Below are 18671 nucleotides of genomic sequence, written 5' to 3'. Positions count from 1 at the left end.
CACCACCTCCACATAGGACATGGGACATCCTATGTTCGACTCCCCGACGCCGCACAAGAGCCGGCGGACGTTTCGTCCCGGTTCACCCCGGACACGGCGAAGGGGCCGGACGGTCGTTCCGTCCGGCCCCTTCGCCGTCAGCGTGCCGCGCGCCCGAGCGTCAGCTCAGGCAGGACGGCCCGAGCAACTGCTTCAGGTCGCCCATCAGCGCCGGGGACGGCGCGACGCGCAACCGGTCGTCCAGCCGGACGACGGTCGTGCGCGGGCCGTTCTGGATGTGCAGGTGCACCTCGGAGTTGCCCGGGTGCGTCGTCAGGACCTCCTTGAGGCGGCTGACGACCGGCGGGATGCAGCGGCCGATCGGCAGCGTCACCGACAGCGGGCCGACCGAGTCGGTGACGGTCAGGTCCGGCTGGGTGACCTCCATCGCGATGATCTTCGCGACGTCCTCGCGCCGGTCGAGGCGGCCCTTGACCACCAGGATCGCGTCCTCGGCCAGCAGCGTGGAGCAGAGCTGGTAGGACGACGGGAAGCACATCACCTCGATCGCGCCGCCCAGGTCCTCCAGCTGGAACATGGCCCACGAGTTGCCCTGCTTGGTGACCTTGCGCTGCAGGCCGCTGAGCAGGCCCGCCACGACCACGACCTGGCCGTCCGGACGCTCGCCCTCGTTCAGCGACGCGATCGAGCAGTCGGCCTCGCGCTCCAGCACGTGCTCGATGCCGAGCAGCGGATGGTCCGACACGTAGAGGCCGAGCATCTCCCGCTCGAACGACAGCAGGGTGGTCTTGTCCCACTCCTCGTCCTCGGGGATGGCGACGGCGAACGCGTCCTCGCCCGAGTCGGCCTCCAGCGCGCCGAACAGCGAGTCCTGGCCGATGGCCTCCTTGCGCTTGATGTCGATCACCGAGTCGATCGCCTGCTCGTGCACCATGAGCAGCGCCTTGCGCTGGTGCCCCAGCTCGTCGAACCCGCCCGCCTTGATCAGCGACTCGACCACGCGCTTGTTGCAGACCTGCGTCGGCACCTTGTTCAAGAAGTCGTTGAAGTCGGTGTAGTCGCCCTTCTCGCGGCGCGCGGCGATGATGCCGTCCACCACGTTGACGCCGACGTTGCGGACGGCGCTCAGGCCGAAGCGGATCTCCTTCTCCCCGATCGGGGTGAAGTCGGCCTCGGAGGTGTTGACGTCCGGCGGCAGCACCTTGATGCCCATGCGGCGGCACTCGTTCAGGTACAGCGCGCTCTTGTCCTTGTCGTCGCCGACGGAGGTGAGCAGCGCCGCCATGTACTCGGCGGCGTGGTTCGCCTTGAGGTAGGCCGTCCAGTACGAGACCAGGCCGTACGCCGCCGAGTGCGCCTTGTTGAACGCGTAGTCGGAGAACGGGACGAGGATGTCCCACAGCGTCTTCACGGCCTCCTTGGAGAAGCCGTTGTCGAGCATCCCCTGCTCGAAGCCCTCGAACTGGGCGTCCAGCTCGGCCTTCTTCTTCTTGCCCATGACGCGGCGGAGCAGGTCCGCCTTGCCGAGCGTGTAGCCCGCGACCTTCTGCGCGATCGACATGACCTGCTCCTGATACACGATCAGGCCGTAGGTCGTGCCGAGGATCTCGGCGAGCGGCTCCTCCAGCTCGGGATGGATCGGGGTGATCTCCTGCTGGCCGTTCTTGCGCAGCGCGTAGTTGGTGTGCGAGTTCGCGCCCATCGGCCCCGGCCGGTAGAGCGCGCCGACGGCGGAGATGTCCTCGAACTCGGTCGGCTTCATCAGCCGCAGCAGGGACCGCATGCCGCCGCCGTCCAGCTGGAACACGCCCAGGGTGTCGCCGCGGCCGAGCAGCTCGTAAGTGGGACGGTCGTCCAGCGGGATCTTCAGCAGGTCGAGGTCGATGCCCTTGTTCTTCTTGATGTTGTCGACCGCGTCCTGGATGATCGTCAGGTTCCGCAGGCCGAGGAAGTCCATCTTCAGCAGGCCGAGCGTCTCGCAGGTCGGGTAGTCGAACTGCGTGATGATCGCGCCGTCGGAGTCGCGCCGCATCACCGGCACGTGGTCGGTGATCGTCTCACCGCTCATGATCACGCCGGCGGCGTGCACGCCGGTCTGCCGGATCAGTCCCTCCAGGCCCTGCGCCAGGTCGATGACCTGCTTGACGTCCGGCTCCTCCTCGTACAGCTTGCGCAGCTCGCCCGCCTCGCCGTAGCGCGGGTGCTTCTCGTCGAAGATGCCGGAGAGCGGGATGTCCTTGCCCATGACGGCCGGGGGGAACGCCTTGGAGATGCGGTCGCCGAGCGCGTACGGGAAGCCGAGGACGCGGCCCGCGTCCTTCACGGCGGCCTTCGCCTTGATGGTGCCGAAGGTGGCGATGTAGGCGACCTTGTCGGCGCCCCACTTCTCGGTGGTGTACCGGATGGCCTCGGCCCGCCGGTCTTCAGGGAAGTCGATGTCGATGTCGGGCATCGACGCGCGCTCGGGGTTCAGGAACCGCTCGAAGATCAGTCCGTGCGGGATCGGGTCGAGGTCGGTGATGCCCATCGCGTAGGCGACCAGCGAGCCCGCCGCGCTGCCTCGGCCCGGCCCGACCAGGATGCCGTTGCGCTTGGACCACATGATGAAGTCGGCCACGACGAGGAAGTACGAGGGGTACCCCTTGCCGATGATGACGTCCATCTCGTACTCGGCCTGCTCCTTGTAGCCGTCCGGGAGGCCGTCCGGGAACCGCTCGTGCAGGCCCTTCCAGACCTCCTTGCGGAACCAGCTCTCCTCGGTCTCGCCCTCCGGGACGGGGAACTTCGGGCTCAGGTCGCGGAACTCGAACATGCCGGTCGGGTCGACCCGCTCGGCGATCAGGAGGGTGTTGCGGCAGCCCTCCTGCCAGGCGTCGGAGGTGTCGATCGACCGCATCTCGTCGGCCGACTTGATGTAGTAGCCGCTGCCGTCGAAGCGGAACCGGTCCGGGTCGGCGAGCTGCTTGCCGACCTGCACGCACAGCAGCGCGTCGTGCGCGGTCGCCTCGGACTCGTGCGTGTAGTGCGAGTCGTTGGTCACGACCGGCTTGATGTTCAGCCGCTTGCCGATCTCCAGCAGGCCGTCGCGGACGCGGTGCTCGATGCTGAGCCCGTGGTCCATCAGCTCCAGGAAGTAGTTCTCCTTGCCGAAGATGTCCTGGAAGGTGGCCGCCGCCTTCAGCGCCTCGTCGAACTGGCCGAGCCGCAGCCGCGTCTGGATCTTGCCGGACGGGCAGCCCGTGGTCGCCATGAGCCCCTCGGAGTGCTCGGCGAGCAGCTCCTCGTCCATGCGCGCGTACTTGAAGACGAACCCCTCCATGTACGCGCGGGAACTCAGCTTGAACAGGTTGTGCAGCCCCTGCTTGTTCCGCGCCCAGATCGTCTTGTGGTTGATCAGCCCGCCGCCCGAGACGTCGTCCCGCTTCTGGGACGGATCACCCCAGGTCACCTTCTTCTTGTGGAACCGGGACTCGGGCGCCATATAGGACTCGATACCGATGACGGGCGTCACGCCGACGGACTGGGCGTGCTTCCAGAAGTCGTAGGCGCCGTGCATGTTGCCGTGGTCGGTCATCGCGATCGCGGGCATCTTCTGCCGCTCGACCTCGGCGAACATCTGCTTCAGGCGCGCGGCGCCGTCCAGCATGGAGTACTCCGTATGGACATGCAGATGCACAAACGAGTCACCCACGACTGACGCGCCTCCTGAGTTGTCGCATGCGACCGCCCGCGTGCGGGGCGGCACGCGTCGGTTCGGTCCTGGCCCGGGGAAGATCGTCGCTCCGGAGACCCTCCGGGACGAAGTGGCTCCAAGAGCCTAACCCCGCCCGCCGACACTCCGGACCCCGACACGCAGACGCCCGGCTCGTCCCGAAGTCGGGTGATCGTCACACCCGTTCGGGGGCCGCGCCCGGCCGGATGCGGTCAGTTCGGGTCCCGGACGCGTCCGGTTCGGTTCCGGCCTCGGGCACGGGTCGGTTCGGTTCCGGGTCAGTTCGGTCCGGAGTCGGGCGAGGGAGGGTCGGTGGCCGTCAGGGTGGCGGTGCGGGGGACGTCCGGGTCGTCGTCGCGCGGGCCGCCGCCGGGGTCCTCGGCCGGGGTCGGCTCCGGTTCGCCCCGCAGAGCGGGCCAGGCGCGGTAGACGACGGCGACGATGGGGACGGCCACGGCCGCGCCCGGGATGCCCGCCAGGACGCCGCCGACGGTGATCGCGATGATCACGGCGAGCGGGTGCAGGCGGACCCAGCGGCCCACCACCATCGGCTGCAGCAGGTGGGACTCCAGCTGGTGCTCGACCAGCAGGATGCCCAGGAAGATCAGGGCCGCCACGCCGCCCTTCGCGCCGAAGGTGACCGCGACCGCCAGGCCGCCGCCGACGAAGATGCCGACGATCGGGATGAAGCTGCCCAGGAAGATCACCACGGCGAGCGGGGCGACCAGCGGGACGCCCATGATGGCGAGGACGATCGCCAGCACGACCGCGTGGATCGCGGCCACCAGGCAGGTGCCGTGGACGTACTGGGACAGCGTCTCCCAGGCGGCGCGGCCCGCGCGGTCGATCCGGTCGCGGTAGCCGCCGGTGCCGCTGATCGTCCAGCGCCAGATGTTCGGGCCGTCCTTGAGCAGGAAGAACGTCACGAAGAGCAGGAACACGATCGCGGCGAGCGCCTCGATCGTCGCGGTGCCCCAGTCCAGCGCGGTGCTGGCGAGCTTGCCGCGCCGCGCCTCGACCCACTTGCTGCCCTGGTCGACGGCGTCGTTCAGCTTGGAGTGCTGGACGTGCAGCGGACCGTTCTCCAGCCAGTGCTGGACGGACTTGGCGGTGTCCTGCACCTCCGAGACGAGCTTGGGGAACTCGTCGTTGGCCTGGATGCCCACGTAGGTGCCGATGCCGCCGAGGACGGCGAGCGCGAACAGCAGCGTCAGCCAGGTCGCGGCCAGCGGCCCCATGCCGATCCGCTGGAACCGGATGGTCAGCGGGCGCAGCAGCGCGGTCAGGAACAGCGCGACCGCGCACGGCAGGAAGACGATCTTGAGGGTGCCGACCACCCAGGTCAGGCCGTAGACGACGATGCCGATCGCGATGAGCCGCCAGGCCCACGCCGCCGCCGAGCTGAGCAGCGGCGGCACCAGTTGCGATCCGCGTCCGCCCGTCGTCCGATCGTTGGCCACTGCGCGCCCCGTCCGTGCATGGTCCCGAAACCGTCAGGCCCAAGGTTATGCGCCTTCGCGGCGCCGTGCGCGTTCGCGCAGGCCGCCGAGGGGACGTCTCAGGAGGTGAGACGTTCGTCCGGGTGATTGGCGCGCGGCCACGGCGTCCCCTAGCATCGCGGTCATGGCACGTCGCTATTTCGGGTTTACGCAGCCGGCTCCGGGTGAGCCGGTCGGCGCGACCTGAGCGACGACCCCGGAGCCGGCGAGAAGGCGGAGCCCGCTGGGCTTCGCCTTCTTTCGTGGAAGCGCGCGGCCCCGGGCGAGCATCACGCGGGGGCCGCCCATCGTGGAGAGGGACCCTGCATGAGCGAGGAGCTGCGGATCGGCCTGCCCGACCCGGCGGAGATCACCGACCTGGCCGAGGCGCGCACCGCGATCGACGCGATCGACGCCGCGCTCGCCGACCTGCTCGCGCGCCGCGCCGAGGTCGCGGCGGTCGTGCAGCGCCTCAAGCCGGTCGGCGGCTTCGCCGGGCGCAACCCCGAGCGCGAGCGGGAGATCGTCGCGGCGATGGCCGAGCGCGCGCCCGCGCTCGGCCCGCGGCGCCTGGCCCGCATCATGAACGCCGTGATCGAGGCGGGCCTGGAGGTCGCCGAGGAGTCGTCCGCCCCGGCGTCCTGACGGCGCGGCTGCCTGACGGCGGCGTCGTGACGGCGCGGCGTCCTGCCAGCGCGGCGTCGTGACGGCGCGGCGGGCGGGAGCGCGGTCAGACCTCGGAGCTCAGCACGCCGCCCGCGCGCCGACGGTTGATCAACTTCCAGCCGGCGAGCAGGAACACCACCAGGAACGGGATCGCCGCGACCGCCCACTTCTGCTCGCCGTCGAAGACCATCAGCACCAGCACGAGCAGGAGGAAGCCCAGGGTCGCCCAGTTGGTGTAGGGCGAGCCGGGCATCCGGTAGTCGGGCCGCCGTACTTCGCCGCGCTCGGCCGCCCGTCGGAACCGGATCTGCGCGTACAGCAGCGTCGCCCAGGTCGTCAGGACGCCGAGGGACGCGACGGACGTGGCGATCTCGAACGCCTTGTGCGGCAGGAACGCGTTCAGCGCCACCCCGGCGACGTAGACCACCGAGGTGAACAGGATCCCGCCGTACGGGACGTGGTGGGAGCTCATCCGTCCGGTGAACGCCGGCGCCTCGCCGCGCTGCGACAGCGACCGCAGGATCCGTCCGGTCGAGTACAGGCCCGAGTTGCACGACGACAGCGCGGCGGTGAGCACGACCAGGTTCATGATGCCGCCGATGCCCGGCACGTTGAGGTAGGTGAACACCGTCACGAACGGGCTCTCCTCGGGCGTGTACACCACCCACGGCAGGACGACGACCAGCAGGAACACCGCGCCGACGTAGAACAGCGCGATCCGCCACACCACGCCGTTGATGGCGCGCGGCATGACCGTGCGCGGCTCCTGCGCCTCCCCGGCCGAGATGCCGACCATCTCGATCGCCGCGTAGGCGAAGATCACGCTCTGCAGGCTGAGCAGCACCGCCCACAGGCCGCGGGGCAGGAACCCGCCGTGGTCCATCAGGTTCGGCAGCTCGGCGTGGTAGGTCGGGCCGACCCCGGCGTGCGTGGCGACCAGCACGATCCCGACGACCAGGAAGGCGAGGATCGCGGCGACCTTGAGCAGCGCGAACCAGAACTCCAGCTCGCCGAACAGCCGCACCGAGACCAGGTTGACGCTCAGCAGGACCGCCAGCGCGAGCAGCGCCGACAGCCACTGCGGGAAGCGCGGCGCCCAGTAGTGCACGTAGATCCCGACGGCGGTGATCTCCGCGACGCCGGTCATGGCCCAGTTCAGCCAGTACATCCAGCCGCTGGCGAACCCGGCCCAGTCGCCGATGAAGTCGCGGGCGTAGGCGACGAAGCTGCCCGCCGTCGGCTTGTAGAGGACGAGCTCGCCGAGCGCCCGCATCACGAAGAACGCGGCGACGCCGGCGACCGCGTACGCCACCACCAGCGCGGGCCCCGCGTTGTGCAGCCGCTGCGAGGTGCCGAGGAACAGGCCGACGCCGATCGCCCCGCCCATGGCGATCATCTGGACGTGCCGGGGCTTCAGCGACTTGTGGTAGCCCTCGTCCTCGTCCTCGAACTCGTCCGGCGGCTCGCGCGGCATGCCGAGCGGCGGGCGGACGGCCCGGGCCGCGTCGAGCGCGAGCCCGGCCTCCTCGCGCGCCGCCTGCGCGATCTCCACGGCCATCTCCCGGGCCGCGTCGGTGGCCCGGTTGAGGCCCCGCCCGCGGTCCCGTTCCCGTTGCCGGTCCCGTTCCTGATCCCGTCGCCGGTCCCGTTCCTGGTACCGGTCCCGTTCCCGGTCCGGCGCGGGCGGAGCGGCGTCCCCGCCCCCACCGGCGCCCCCGCCCCCTCCGGCGTCCGCGCCCCGCCTGATGTCCCGGCCCCGGCCGGCGTCCCGCCCGCTCCCGCTGTCGTCGGTCACGCACTCCCCCGTCGTCTCGTCCGGTATCGGTACTGTGACGCCGGACCTGGAGGAGCGATACCCGACCGCGCCGGGCGGACGGTCAAATCAAGATCAAGACTCGGCGGCGACGATCTCCAGCGCGCGGGCGAGGTCGTCCGGGTAGGGGCTCTCGAACTCGACCCACTCGCCGTGCACGGGGTGCTCGAACCCCAGCCGGACGGCGTGCAGCCACTGCCGCTTCAGCCCGAGCCGCGCGGCCAGCGTCGGGTCGGCGCCGTAGGCCATGTCCCCGACGATGGGGTGCCGGATCGCGGACATGTGCACCCGGATCTGGTGCGTCCGGCCCGTCTCCAGGTCGACGTCCAGCAGCGACGCCGCGCGGAACGCCTCGACGGTGTCGTAGTGCGTCACCGACGGCTTGCCGCCCGCCACGACCGCGAACCGGCCGTCGTGCGAGGGGTGCCGGTCGATCGGGGCGTCCACGGTGCCGCGGAACGGGTCCGGATGGCCCTGGACGAGCGCCTGGTAGCGCTTGTCGATGCGGCGCTCCTTGAACGCGCGCTTCAGCCGCGAGTAGGCGGCCTCGCTCTTCGCGACGACCATCGCGCCGGTGGTGTTGGCGTCCAGCCGGTGCACGATGCCCTGCCGCTCGGACGCGCCGGACGTCGCGACGGTGTGCCCGGCCCCGAGCAGCCCGCCGAGCACGGTCGGGCCCGTCCAGCCGGTCGTCGGGTGCGCGGCGACGCCGACCGGCTTGTTCACCACGACGATGTCGTCGTCCTCGTAGAGGATGCCCATGCCCGGCACCGGCTCGGCGACCGGGGCGGGCGCGGCGGGCGGCGGCGGGAGGGTGACCTCCAGCCACGAGCCGCCGGTCACGCGGTCGGACTTGGCGACCTCCCTGCCGTCGAGCAGGACGTCCCCGGCGGCGATGATGTCGGCGGCGCGCCCGCGCGACAGCCCGAACAGCCGGGCGAGGGCCGCGTCGACGCGCTCGCCCTCCAGGCCGTCCGGCACCGGGAGGCTCCGCACGTCGCTCACGCGGCGCCCTCCTTCTCGTCCGAACCGTCCCGCTTCCCGTCGCTCACGCGCGTGCCGTCCACCTGGAGGCCGCGCGCCGCCAGCAGGACGGCCAGCACGCCGCCGCAGCAGATCGCCGAGTCGGCCAGGTTGAACACCGGCCAGTGCGGCAGCTCGATCCAGTCGACGACGTGCCCCTTGAACAGCCCGGGCGCGCGGAGCACCCGGTCGACCAGGTTGCCCAGCGCCCCGCCGAGCAGCAGCCCGAGGCACAGCGCCCACGGGACGCTGCGCAGGTTCCGCGCCGTCCGGACGATCGCCACGACCACGCCGAGCGCGATGATCGTGAAGATGAAGGTGTAGCCCGTCCCGATCGAGAACGCGGCCCCGCTGTTGCGCGTCTGCCGCAGCGTCAGCAGCCCGCCGAGCATCCGGACGGTGTCGCCGTCGGTCAGCGTCGCCACCACGACGATCTTGGACACGATGTCGGCGGCCAGCGCCGCCGCGGCGACCGCGACGAGCACGCCGATCCGGCGCGGCCGTACGCGCCCGCCGTCCTCCGGGGGGGTGGGGCCGTCGCCCCGCTCGTCACTCAGTGGGGCTCCTCGCGTCTCCGGCGCACCGGCCGGCGGCCTGGCTGGGGTCATTCGGCCATCCTCTCAGGATTCTCCCCCGACCGTTCCGGGGAGCGGCTCCTGGCCCCAGGGGACGCGGACGTTCGGGTACGTGCGCAGGGTATACAACCCCGCGCCCCGCCCGCGCAGGCTCGCGGCCCGCGTCACGGTGCCGTCCGCGCCGGCTCGCGTCTCCTCCCTCATCCGGCCTCGCGGACGGCGATCAGCGCCGCTCCTCGCGTTGCTTGCAGGTCACGCACAGGGTCGCGCGGGGATACGCCTGGAGGCGGGCCTTGCCGATCGGCTTGCCGCAGAACTCGCACACCCCGTACGTGCCGGCGTCCATGCGCTGGATGGCCCGCTCGTTCTGCGCCAGCAGGTCGCGGGAGTTGTAGGTCAGGGAGAGGTCGTGCTCGCGCTCGTAGGTCTTGGCGCCCGCGTCGGCCTGGTCGTCGCCCGCGCCCTCGCCGCCCTCGTCCGCGATGTGCGAGGACAGCTCGGCGATCTCCGCCTCCAGCGCGGCGATGTCGGCGCGCAGGACGGCGCGGACGTCGGCGAGCTCGGCCTCGGTCCAGTTCTCCTCGCCTTGGCGGACGGGGAGTTCCGCGGCCTTCGCCTTGGGTACGGCCGGGGCCTTGACCTTGGCCTTCACCGCCTTCGCAGCGACCTTCGCGGGGGCTTTCGCAGGGATCTTCGCCTTGGCCGCGGGTTTGGCCGCGGGCTTGGGGGCGGGCTTGGCCGGGCGCTTGGCCGGGGCCTTCACCTTGGCGGCGGTCTTCGCCGGGGTCTTCGCCTTGGCGGCGGCCTCGCGCTTGGCCGCGGGACGCTTGGTGGTGCTCCTGGAGGCCGTCCGGGTGGGGCGGGACGCGGCCTCGCCGGTCCCTCTCGCAGCGGTCTTCTCGACGGACGGTGCGGGCAGCATGAGGTCCCCTTTTCCCCTGGTGGTGATGGGTCCGGACGGCGCCGTCCGGCCCGAGTACGACCCGCATATGCCCCGTCCGCCCGCGCGGAGAAACCCCCGGCCCGGCAGCGATGCCCAAGCTTTGCCCGTGTGAGGCGGCTCACATCGACCGCCCGCGGGCGCGGTGGCCGGGAAGAGTTCGGCCCCGCCGTGCGTTACCCTCGGATCCAGCAAGTCACGTCGGCAGGCGGAGATGGGGACACCTGCCGCCGCAGGCAGTCAGGAGCGACCCGGGGACGGTGCGAGCCCGGGGACGAGCGCGGCGGTCTGATCACCCCGGAGCCGCCGGAGGAACGGCCCGCGAGGGCCCAGTAGAACCGGCAGCCGAGCGGCTCAACGAAGCGGACCGCGCTCTCGCGCGCGGTCAAGGAGGGTGGTACCGCGGGGCTCGCGCCTCGTCCCTCCGGAAACGTCTGACACGTCGATCCGGAGGTCCGCCGACCGTGAGCCGTCAGTTCCGGCCCCTGCCCGCGCAGGTCGATCTGCCCGCCCTGGAGCGGGACATGCTCCGCCGCTGGCAGGAGAACAAGATCTTCGAGCGGTCGCTGGAGCGCACCGCCGGCGGCCCCCGCTGGGGCTTCTACGAGGGCCCGCCCACCGCGAACGGCATGCCCGGCGTGCACCACGTCGAGGCCCGCGTCTTCAAGGACGTCTTCCCGCGGTTCAAGACCATGAAGGGCTACCACGTCCCGCGCAAGGCGGGCTGGGACTGCCACGGCCTGCCCGTCGAGGTCGCCGTCGAGAAGGAGCTCGGCCTCACCGGCAAGAAGGACATCGAGGAGTACGGCGTCGCGGCGTTCAACGACCGCTGCCGCGAGTCGGTCCTGCGCCACGTGGACGCCTTCGAGGAGATGACCGAGCGGATGGGCTACTGGGTCGACATGTCCCAGGCCTACCGCACGATGGACCCGTCCTACGTCGAGGCCGTCTGGTGGTCGCTGAAGCAGGTCTTCGACAAGGACCTGCTGTTCCGCGACTTCCGCATCACGCCGTACTGCCCGCGCTGCGGCACCGGCCTGTCCGACCACGAGCTCGGCCAGCCCGGCGGCTACGAGACGATCACCAGCCCCTCGGTCTACGTGCGGATGCCGGTCACCGGCGGACCGCTCGCCGACCTGGACGCCACGCTGCTCATCTGGACGACCACCCCGTGGACGCTGGTGTCGAACACCGCCGTCGCCGTCCACCCGGACGTCACCTACGTCGCCGCCCGTCCGGCCGGCTCCGACGAGGTGCTGGTGGTGGCCGAGCCGCTGCTCGCGCAGGTCCTCGGCGAGGACGCGGAGGTCCTGGCGTCCTTCCGGGGCCGCGAGCTGGAGCGCACGCCGTACAGGCGCCCGTTCGACCTGGTCGAGATCCCGGGCGCGCACTACGTCGTGCTCGGCGACTACGTCACCGTCGAGGACGGCACGGGCCTCGTCCACCAGGCCCCCGCGTTCGGCGCGGACGACATGACCGTCTGCAAGAACTACGGCATGCCGATCGTCAACCCCATCGGCCCCGACGGCCGGTTCCTCGCCGACGTCCCGATGGTCGGCGGGAGGTTCTTCAAGGACGCCGACGAGGAGCTGACCGAGGACCTGCGGATCCGCGGCCTGCTGTTCAAGGGCGGCCACTTCGACCACAGCTACCCGCACTGCTGGCGCTGCCACACGCCGCTGCTGTACTACGCGCTCCCCGCCTGGTACATCCGCACCACCGCCGTCAAGGACCGCCTGCTGGAGGAGAACCAGAAGACCAGCTGGTTCCCCGAGACGGTCAAGGAGGGCCGGTACGGCGAGTGGCTGCGCAACAACGTCGACTGGTCGCTGTCGCGCAGCCGCTACTGGGGCACGCCGCTCCCCCTGTGGATCTGCGAGGACGACGAGGACCACGTCACCTGCGTCGGCTCCCTCAAGGAGCTCGGCGAGCTCGCCGGGCGCGACCTGACCACGCTCGAACCGCACCGCCCGTACGTGGACGACGTCACCTTCGCCTGCCCGGCCTGCGGCGGGACGGCCCGGCGCGTCCCGGACGTGATCGACGCCTGGTACGACTCCGGCTCGATGCCGTTCGCCCAGTGGGGCGCGCCGCACGTCAACCTGGACGAGTTCGAGAAGTCCTACCCGGCGCAGTTCATCTGCGAGGCGCAGGACCAGACGCGCGGCTGGTTCTACTCGATGATGGCCGTCGGCACGCTCGTGTTCGACCGGTCGTCCTACGAGAACGTCCTCTGCCTCGGCCTGATCCTCGCCGAGGACGGCCGCAAGATGAGCAAGCACCTCGGCAACGTGCTCCAGCCGCTCCCGCTGATGGACGACCACGGCGCGGACGCGCTCCGCTGGTTCATGGCGGCCAGCGGCCTGCCGTGGGCGGCCCGCCGGGTCGGCCACAACGCGCTGGAGGAGATCGTCCGCAAGGTGCTCCTCACCTACTGGAACACCGCGTCGTTCTTCGTCCTGTACGCGAACGCGGCGGGCGAGGGCGAGGGCAAGCGCGCCTGGACGCCGGACCGCGCCGCCGAGGCGCCCGCCCCGGCGGACCGTCCGCTGCTGGACCGGTGGGCGCTCGCCGAGCTGCACCGCACGGTCCGGGAGGTGGACGACGCGCTGGAGCAGTTCGACACCGCGCGCGCCGGACGCCGCCTCGCCGAGTTCGTCGACGACCTGTCCAACTGGTACGTGCGCCGGTCCCGGCGGCGGTTCTGGGCGGGCCCGGAGACGGCCGAGGGCGCCTCGGCGTTCGCGACCCTCTACGAGTGCCTGGAGACCCTGACCCGGCTCATGGCCCCGATGGTCCCGTTCATCACCGACCACGTGTGGGACGTGATCCGGCCCGAGGACGCGCCGGAGTCGGTGCACCTGGCCTCCTGGCCCGAGGTCCGCGAGGACCTGCTCGACCCGGCGCTCACCGAGCGGATGGCGCTCGTCCGGCGGCTGGTCGAGCTCGGCCGCGCCGCGCGCGTCGCGTCCGGCGTCCGGACCCGGCAGCCGCTCGGCCGCGCCCTCGCCGGCGCGTCCGGCTGGGCCGACCTGCCGGACGAGCTGCGCGCGCAGATCGCCGACGAGCTGAACGTGCAGTCCGTGCAGGACCTGGCGTCCATCGGCGGCGACCTGGTCGAGTACGAGGTCAAGCCGAACTTCCGCTCGCTCGGCGGCCGGTTCAAGAAGGACGCGCCGAAGGTCGCCAAGGCGGTCACCTCCGCCGACCCGGCCGCGCTGGTCGGCGCGCTGCGCGGGCCGTCCGGCACGGCGAGCGTGGACGCCGAGGGCGTCGGGACGGTCGAGCTGACCGCCGGCGACGTGATCGTCACCGAGCGGCCGAAGTCCGGCTGGGCGGTCGAGTCCGGGCAGGGCGAGACCGTGGCGCTCGACCTGACCGTCACGCCGGAGCTGCGCCGCGCCGGGCTCGTGCGCGAGGTCGTCCGGCTCGTCCAGGACAGCCGCAAGGCCATCGGCCTGGACGTGAGCGACCGCATCGACCTGTGGTGGGACGCCCCCGGCGGCGACCTCGCCGAGGCGCTGCGCGAGCACGCCGACGTCCTGGCGGGCGAGGTGCTCGCGGCCTCGGTCACCGAGGGACGCCCCGACGAGGACCTCCAGGTCTTCAACGACCCCGAGCTCGGCCTCACCTACCGCCTCCGCCGCGCCTGACCCGCCCCTGACCCGCCCCCGGCCCCGCGCGTCGCGAAAGCCGCGCGGGGCCGGGGCGGGCCATCGCTGAGGCGGGACATGGCGACGCCGGGCGTCCCTTTACGGGGGCGCCCGGCGTTCCGCGTGGCCACTTCCGACCGTGTCCGGGTGTTTTCGGTGGCGGGTTTAGACACGACGTATCGCGTTTGCCATGATGTCGGGGTGAACCTTCCCGACTCCCCACCTCCCGCCGAGCCGGAGCGGACCCCGGACGCGGCGCAGGGACCGGAACCGGCCCCGGCGGCACGCCCGGGGGCCGGCGGCATGCGCGCCTCCGACGCGGACCGCGACCGGGTCGCCGACCGGCTCCGCGAGGCGCTCGCCGACGGCCGGATCACCGCGGAGGAGCACGCCGAGCGGATCGACGCCGTCTACAAGGCCAAGACCTACGCCGACCTCGAACCGGTGCTGGCCGACCTGCCCGGCGGAGGCGGCTCGGCGCCGTCCGCGCCGGTGGACCCGGCGGGCCGGAACCCGGCCGCGCCGCCGCGCACCGAGCCCGGCACCGTCGTCGCGATCCTCACCGAGTCCAAGCGCGGCGGTCGCTGGCTCGTCGAGCCGCAGACCCATGCCAACGCCCTGCTCGGCAAGGTGATGCTCGACCTGCGGCAGGCCGTGCTGTCCCAGCGCGAGGTCACGATCAACTGCTCGTGCGTGCTGGGCGAGGTCGAGATCATCGTCCCGCCGGGGGTGCGCGTGCTGAGCTCCGCCACCGCCGTCCTCGGCCAGGTGGACGTCCCGTTCGACGACCCCGAGGACCCCGACCCGCCGACCGTGCGGATCACCGGGTTCACCCTGCTCGGCCAGATCGGCGTGCGGCGCCGGGCGGTCGGGGAGGCCACCCTCTCCGAGCGGGTCAAGCAGCTCACCGAGGAGCACGTGAACGCCCGGCTGCTCGGCCACCAGCGGCACCGGGAGGTCGTCCGCGAGGCGCGGGACCAGCACCGACGCGCGGTCGAGGAGGCCCGCGAGGAGCGGATGCGGATCCGCGACCAGCGCCGCGCGCACCTGCGGGAACTGCGCGACGAACGCCGTCGGCACCGCTACTGAGCCCCGGCCCTCACGCCGCCGAGAACACCTCGAATACGCCGAAACGGCCGTGCCCCTGACGGGGACGGCCGTTTCGGCGGTTCCGGCGGATCAGTCGCGGGCGTGCTCGCGGTCGGGCTGGCAGACCAGGCACGGCGTGCAGCCGCGCTCCTTGGCCTCGCTGCGAGGCAGGGTCTCCAGGTCCTCGGCGTCGTCGCCGATGTCCTCGATCAGCGCGCAGTCGGGACGGTGGTAGCGCTTGGTGCCGCTGAGGATGCGCACCTGCGGCTCGGCTCCACCCTCGGCCTTGCTGGCGGCCTCGGCCTTCGTGGCGGCTTCGCCCACGCCCGTGGACTCGGGGCCAGCGGCCGGCTCGGGCTCGGCGGCGGGTTCGGCGTCCGGCGTCGCCTCCGTTGTCTCGTCGGCCGTCTCGGCGTCCTCGGACGCGGCGGTCGTGTCCTCGACCTCGTCGGTCTTCGCGGGCGCGTCGGGCTCGGCCGCGGGCAGCTCCGCCTCGGCCTCGGCGACCTCGTCCGTCTCGGACGGCTCGTCCCGGTCGGACGACTCGCGCGGGCGCGGCGGGGCGGCGGCCACGGCGGCGGGCTCGGAAGCGGGCTCCTCGGCCGGTTCGGCCGGCGCGGCCTTCGCCTCGGGCTCCTCGCGCTCCCTCGCGGTCTCCTCGACGGGGGCCGCAGCGGCCTTCTCGGCGATCGTGGCGGCTGGAGCCGACTTCTGTTCCGGTTCGGGCGTCTCGTCCGCACTGGAGAGATCTGAGGGCTTCTCGGGGGCTTCGTCCTGCGCCGGGGCGGCGGCCTCGGGATCCGGAGCGGCCTCGGGTTCGGGCTTCGGCTCGGGCGGGCTGACGACCGGGATGTCGGTGAGGGTCGGCGACACCGGCGGCGGGTCGGCGACCGGAATGTCCGGCAGCGTGACGTCGCCGCGCCCAGCAGCGCTCGACGGCGCGGGCGGCGGCGTGGCCGGCGTGCTCGGGGGGCCGCTCGGAACCGGCGTCGGCCAGGCGGACGGCACGGACGGAGAGGCCGCCGGAGAGTCGGACCTCGGGGGCGCGGGCGGCGCGGACGGGGACGCGGCGGACGCCACGGGGCCGGACGAACCGGCGCCGGACGGCGCGTCCTCGCGCTTCGCGGTCTCGGCCGAGGAGCCGCCGCCGACCGACACGGCCGCGCGCGCGGCGAGCGCCGTGTCCGGGAGGCAGGCGGTGCAGGGGCTGAAGCCCTCCTCGCGCGCCTCGGCGTAGGTCAACTCGTCCTTCTCGCGCCCGGCGAGCTGGCGGCAGGTGTCCAGGTGGTAGCGCTTGCGGCCGCGCACGACGTAGACGAGCGCGTCCTCGGGGACGTCCACGGGCTGGGGCGGGATCGCGACCTCGTCGTCCGGGTCGCCGTCACCGCCCGCGGCACCGGGCTGCGCGGCTCCCGCCGCGGCCGGACGGCCCGCGTTCGCGGCCTGCTTGCCCTTCTTGCCCTTGGCGGCCTTGCGGTCGCGGCGGGGCGAGGCCGCGGTACCGCTCCCGAAGATCTCCTTGCGCCGCAGGAACACCCCGATGAGCAGGCAGAGCGCCGACACCAGGCTGACCGCGATGGAGGTGTAGATCACGACGATGGCGTCCACGCCGAAGACCTGCGCGCTGTCGCCGTTGCCCGCGACGATGCCCGCCACCAGCAGGGCGATCGCCACCACCACGAGTACGCCACTCAGGATGATCACAGGGTCTCTCTCTCCCTACTCGCCGCGCTCCGGGCCGGGTCAGGTCCGGTGAGCACCGCCGATGTGCCCGTACGCCGACGCCGCCGGGATGGCCCGTGGCCATCCGCGGCGCGGCGATCGACAAGACACTATCGCCTGCGGACCGGGCGTCAGCGCCTCTCGTGCGGCGGGTTGTCGCCGCCGGAGTGGAACGCCCCGGTCGCCGAGTGCTGCACCTGCTGGGTGTGCTGGGGGGCGTCGGGGGCGCCGAAGGGGGAGGTACCGGTCGGGGAGCCGGCGCCGGACGGCGCGCCGTTGCGCTGGTCGCCGGGGGTGGCGATGGGCTGCGGGCCGGTCTGCGCCGCGCCGGCGGACGGGTTCGGGAACGCGCCGTTCTCGGCGGACCCGGCCTCCAGGTCGCGGAGCTGGCCCTCCAGGTAGACCTTCAGGCGGCTGCGGTACTCGCGCTCGAAGGCGCGCAGGTTGTCCACCTCGCGCTCGAGCTCCTCGCGCTGCTGGACGAGCGAGCCCATGACCTGGCGGTGCCGCTCCTGGGCGTCGCGGTCGAGGGCCTCGGCGCGGGAGCGCGCCTCGGAGACGATCTGGTCGGCCTGGCGGCGCGCCTTGCCGAGGATCTCCTCGGCCTCGCGGCGGGCCCGGCCCAGCGTCTCGTCCGCCTCCCGGCGGGCGTCGGCGATGGCCTGGTCCGCGGTCTGCTGCGCGAGCGCCAGCACGCGGGCCGCGGTGTCCATGTTGTCCTCACCGGACGGCTGCCCCATGCCGAGGCCGCCGAGCTGGCCGCCCAGCTGCCCCCCGCCGAGCTGCGCCGGCTCGGGCTCGGGCTGCTGCTGTACCGGCTCGGGGCGCGGCGGCTCGGGGATCTTGGTGACGTCCGGCTTGGGCTCGACGATGGGCGCGGCCATGGCGGGAACCTTGCCGCGCAGGCACTCGGCCAGCTTGGCGCGCAGTTCCTCGTTCTCCTGGATGAGGCGGTCCAGCTCGGCCTCGACCTCGTCGAGGAAGGCGTCCACCTCCTCCTCGTCGTACCCCGGCCTGAGCCTGGTGGTACTGAACTGCTTGTTCCGCACGTCGGCGGGTGTCAGCGGCATGTTCGTCTCCTTGGCGCGCTTGGAGTCTGTCCGGTAAGGACGGTATCTGATCAGAGCATCTGCACGAAGATGATCAAGACCCAGACCACAAGGAAGAGGAATGTGAAGCTGAGGTCCAATGCCACGTTACCCAGCCGTACGGGTGGGATGAAACGCCGGAGAAGTTTCAGTGGCGGATCGGTGACGGTGTAGACGGTCTCGGCGATGACCAGGACCACCCCCGTCGGCCGCCACTCCCGGGCGAACGACCGCAGGACTTCGAGGACCAGCCTCCCGATGAGGAACAGGAGGAACAGGTACAGGACGTATTGCAGGATCAGTCCAACGATATGCACGGACGCTCTCTCGGTCTCGGCTGCTCAGCTCTGGTTGAAGAACCCTCGTTCCGCCATCCGGGCCTTGTCCTCCGCCGTCACCTCCACGTTGGCGGGCGACAGGAGGAACACCTTGTTCGTAACACGCTCGATGCTCCCGTGCAGGCCGAACACCAGACCTGCCGCGAAGTCGACCAGCCGTTTGGCGTCACTGTCGACCATCTCGGTCAGGTTCATGATGACGGGCGTGCCCTCACGGAAGTGCTCCCCGATGGTCCTGGCTTCGTTATAGGTCCTGGGGTGCAGCGTAGTGATGCGCGCAAGGTCGGCGGTAGCGGAGGACTCGTAGAGCGCCACCGAGCGCCGGTCCGGGGCCGCCGGGACGAGATCGCGTTCCCGGTCCGCCACGTCGTCGGCTCGGGTAGGCTGACCGCCGGGCTCGTCCTCGCGGAGGCCGCCGCGCCGGCCGGGGGCCGGGTCGGTCTCGTCGTCGTAGACCTCGTACTCGTCGTAGTCGTCGTACTTGTCGTACTTGCTGAACTTCTCGTCGTAGCGGTCGTCCTCCACAAGGCCGAGGTAGACCGCCATCTTGCGCATCGCGCTGGCCATACGCCCC

The 18671-nt window shown here is 72.0% G+C and carries 13 protein-coding genes; 3 read left to right on the top strand and 10 right to left on the bottom strand.

Translation table 11 applies throughout. The annotated features are described in order from the left end of the window. Positions 1–160: 160 nt before the first annotated feature. Positions 161–3691, bottom strand: coding sequence for a DNA polymerase III subunit alpha (dnaE, locus tag ACFPCY_RS11445; RefSeq protein ID WP_378254129.1), 3531 nt, complete (start codon positions 3689–3691; stop codon positions 161–163). Between the two features lie 299 nt (positions 3692–3990). Next, the gene (locus ACFPCY_RS11440; RefSeq protein WP_378254127.1) at positions 3991–5172 is read right to left on the bottom strand and encodes an AI-2E family transporter; all 1182 of its coding nucleotides are present in this window, start codon (positions 5170–5172) and stop codon (positions 3991–3993) included. Between the two features lie 345 nt (positions 5173–5517). Here ACFPCY_RS11440 and ACFPCY_RS11435 point away from each other — a divergent pair, with 345 nt between their 5' ends. Then, positions 5518–5835, top strand: coding sequence for a chorismate mutase (locus tag ACFPCY_RS11435; protein ID WP_378254125.1), 318 nt, complete (start codon positions 5518–5520; stop codon positions 5833–5835). An 85-nt stretch (positions 5836–5920) separates the two neighbouring features. Here the strand turns inward: ACFPCY_RS11435 and ACFPCY_RS11430 are convergent, their stop codons facing one another. The 4 genes from ACFPCY_RS11430 to ACFPCY_RS11415 form a co-directional block, all read right to left on the bottom strand. Next, positions 5921–7408 carry an amino acid permease gene (locus tag ACFPCY_RS11430; RefSeq protein WP_378254123.1) on the bottom strand — a complete coding sequence of 496 codons (1488 nt, stop codon included), beginning with the start codon at positions 7406–7408 and terminating at the stop codon, positions 5921–5923. Positions 7409–7744: 336 nt separating this feature from the next. Beyond that, a complete protein-coding gene (locus ACFPCY_RS11425; RefSeq protein ID WP_378254121.1) occupies positions 7745–8674 on the bottom strand; it encodes an RluA family pseudouridine synthase in 930 nt (309 codons plus the stop codon). Next, positions 8671–9300: a signal peptidase II gene (lspA, locus tag ACFPCY_RS11420; RefSeq protein ID WP_378254119.1), complete on the bottom strand. Its 630-nt coding sequence runs from the start codon at positions 9298–9300 to the stop codon at positions 8671–8673. The genes ACFPCY_RS11425 and lspA overlap by 4 nt, the downstream gene beginning before the upstream one ends. A gap of 190 nt (positions 9301–9490) precedes the next feature. After that, a complete protein-coding gene (locus ACFPCY_RS11415) occupies positions 9491–9919 on the bottom strand; it encodes a TraR/DksA family transcriptional regulator (protein ID WP_378255122.1) in 429 nt (142 codons plus the stop codon). A gap of 752 nt (positions 9920–10671) precedes the next feature. On the opposite strand from ACFPCY_RS11415, the gene ileS reads away from it, so the two are divergent. After that, positions 10672–13860, top strand: coding sequence for an isoleucine--tRNA ligase (gene ileS, locus ACFPCY_RS11410; protein ID WP_378254118.1), 3189 nt, complete (start codon positions 10672–10674; stop codon positions 13858–13860). 201 nt (positions 13861–14061) lie between these two features. Further along, positions 14062–14949 (top strand): DUF1707 SHOCT-like domain-containing protein, encoded by an 888-nt coding sequence (locus ACFPCY_RS11405; protein WP_378254116.1) that lies wholly within the window; start codon positions 14062–14064, stop codon positions 14947–14949. 90 nt (positions 14950–15039) lie between these two features. Here the strand turns inward: ACFPCY_RS11405 and ACFPCY_RS11400 are convergent, their stop codons facing one another. From ACFPCY_RS11400 to ACFPCY_RS11385, 4 genes are all read right to left on the bottom strand, one after another. Continuing rightward, on the bottom strand, positions 15040–16653 hold the full coding sequence (locus ACFPCY_RS11400; RefSeq protein WP_378254114.1) for a hypothetical protein: 1614 nt from the start codon (positions 16651–16653) through the stop codon (positions 15040–15042). A 149-nt stretch (positions 16654–16802) separates the two neighbouring features. Next, on the bottom strand, positions 16803–17741 hold the full coding sequence (locus ACFPCY_RS11395) for a DivIVA domain-containing protein (protein WP_378254113.1): 939 nt from the start codon (positions 17739–17741) through the stop codon (positions 16803–16805). Between the two features lie 50 nt (positions 17742–17791). Next, the gene (locus ACFPCY_RS11390) at positions 17792–18076 is read right to left on the bottom strand and encodes a YggT family protein (protein WP_122199692.1); all 285 of its coding nucleotides are present in this window, start codon (positions 18074–18076) and stop codon (positions 17792–17794) included. Positions 18077–18100: 24 nt separating this feature from the next. Next, a complete protein-coding gene (locus ACFPCY_RS11385; RefSeq protein ID WP_378254111.1) occupies positions 18101–18664 on the bottom strand; it encodes a cell division protein SepF in 564 nt (187 codons plus the stop codon). Between the last annotated feature and the right edge of the window lie 7 nt (positions 18665–18671).

The sequence above is a fragment of the Actinomadura gamaensis genome, from assembly GCF_042652125.1.
GTDB lineage: Bacteria > Actinomycetota > Actinomycetes > Streptosporangiales > Streptosporangiaceae > Spirillospora > Spirillospora gamaensis.
This window is presented reverse-complemented; position numbering and strand designations above follow the sequence as displayed.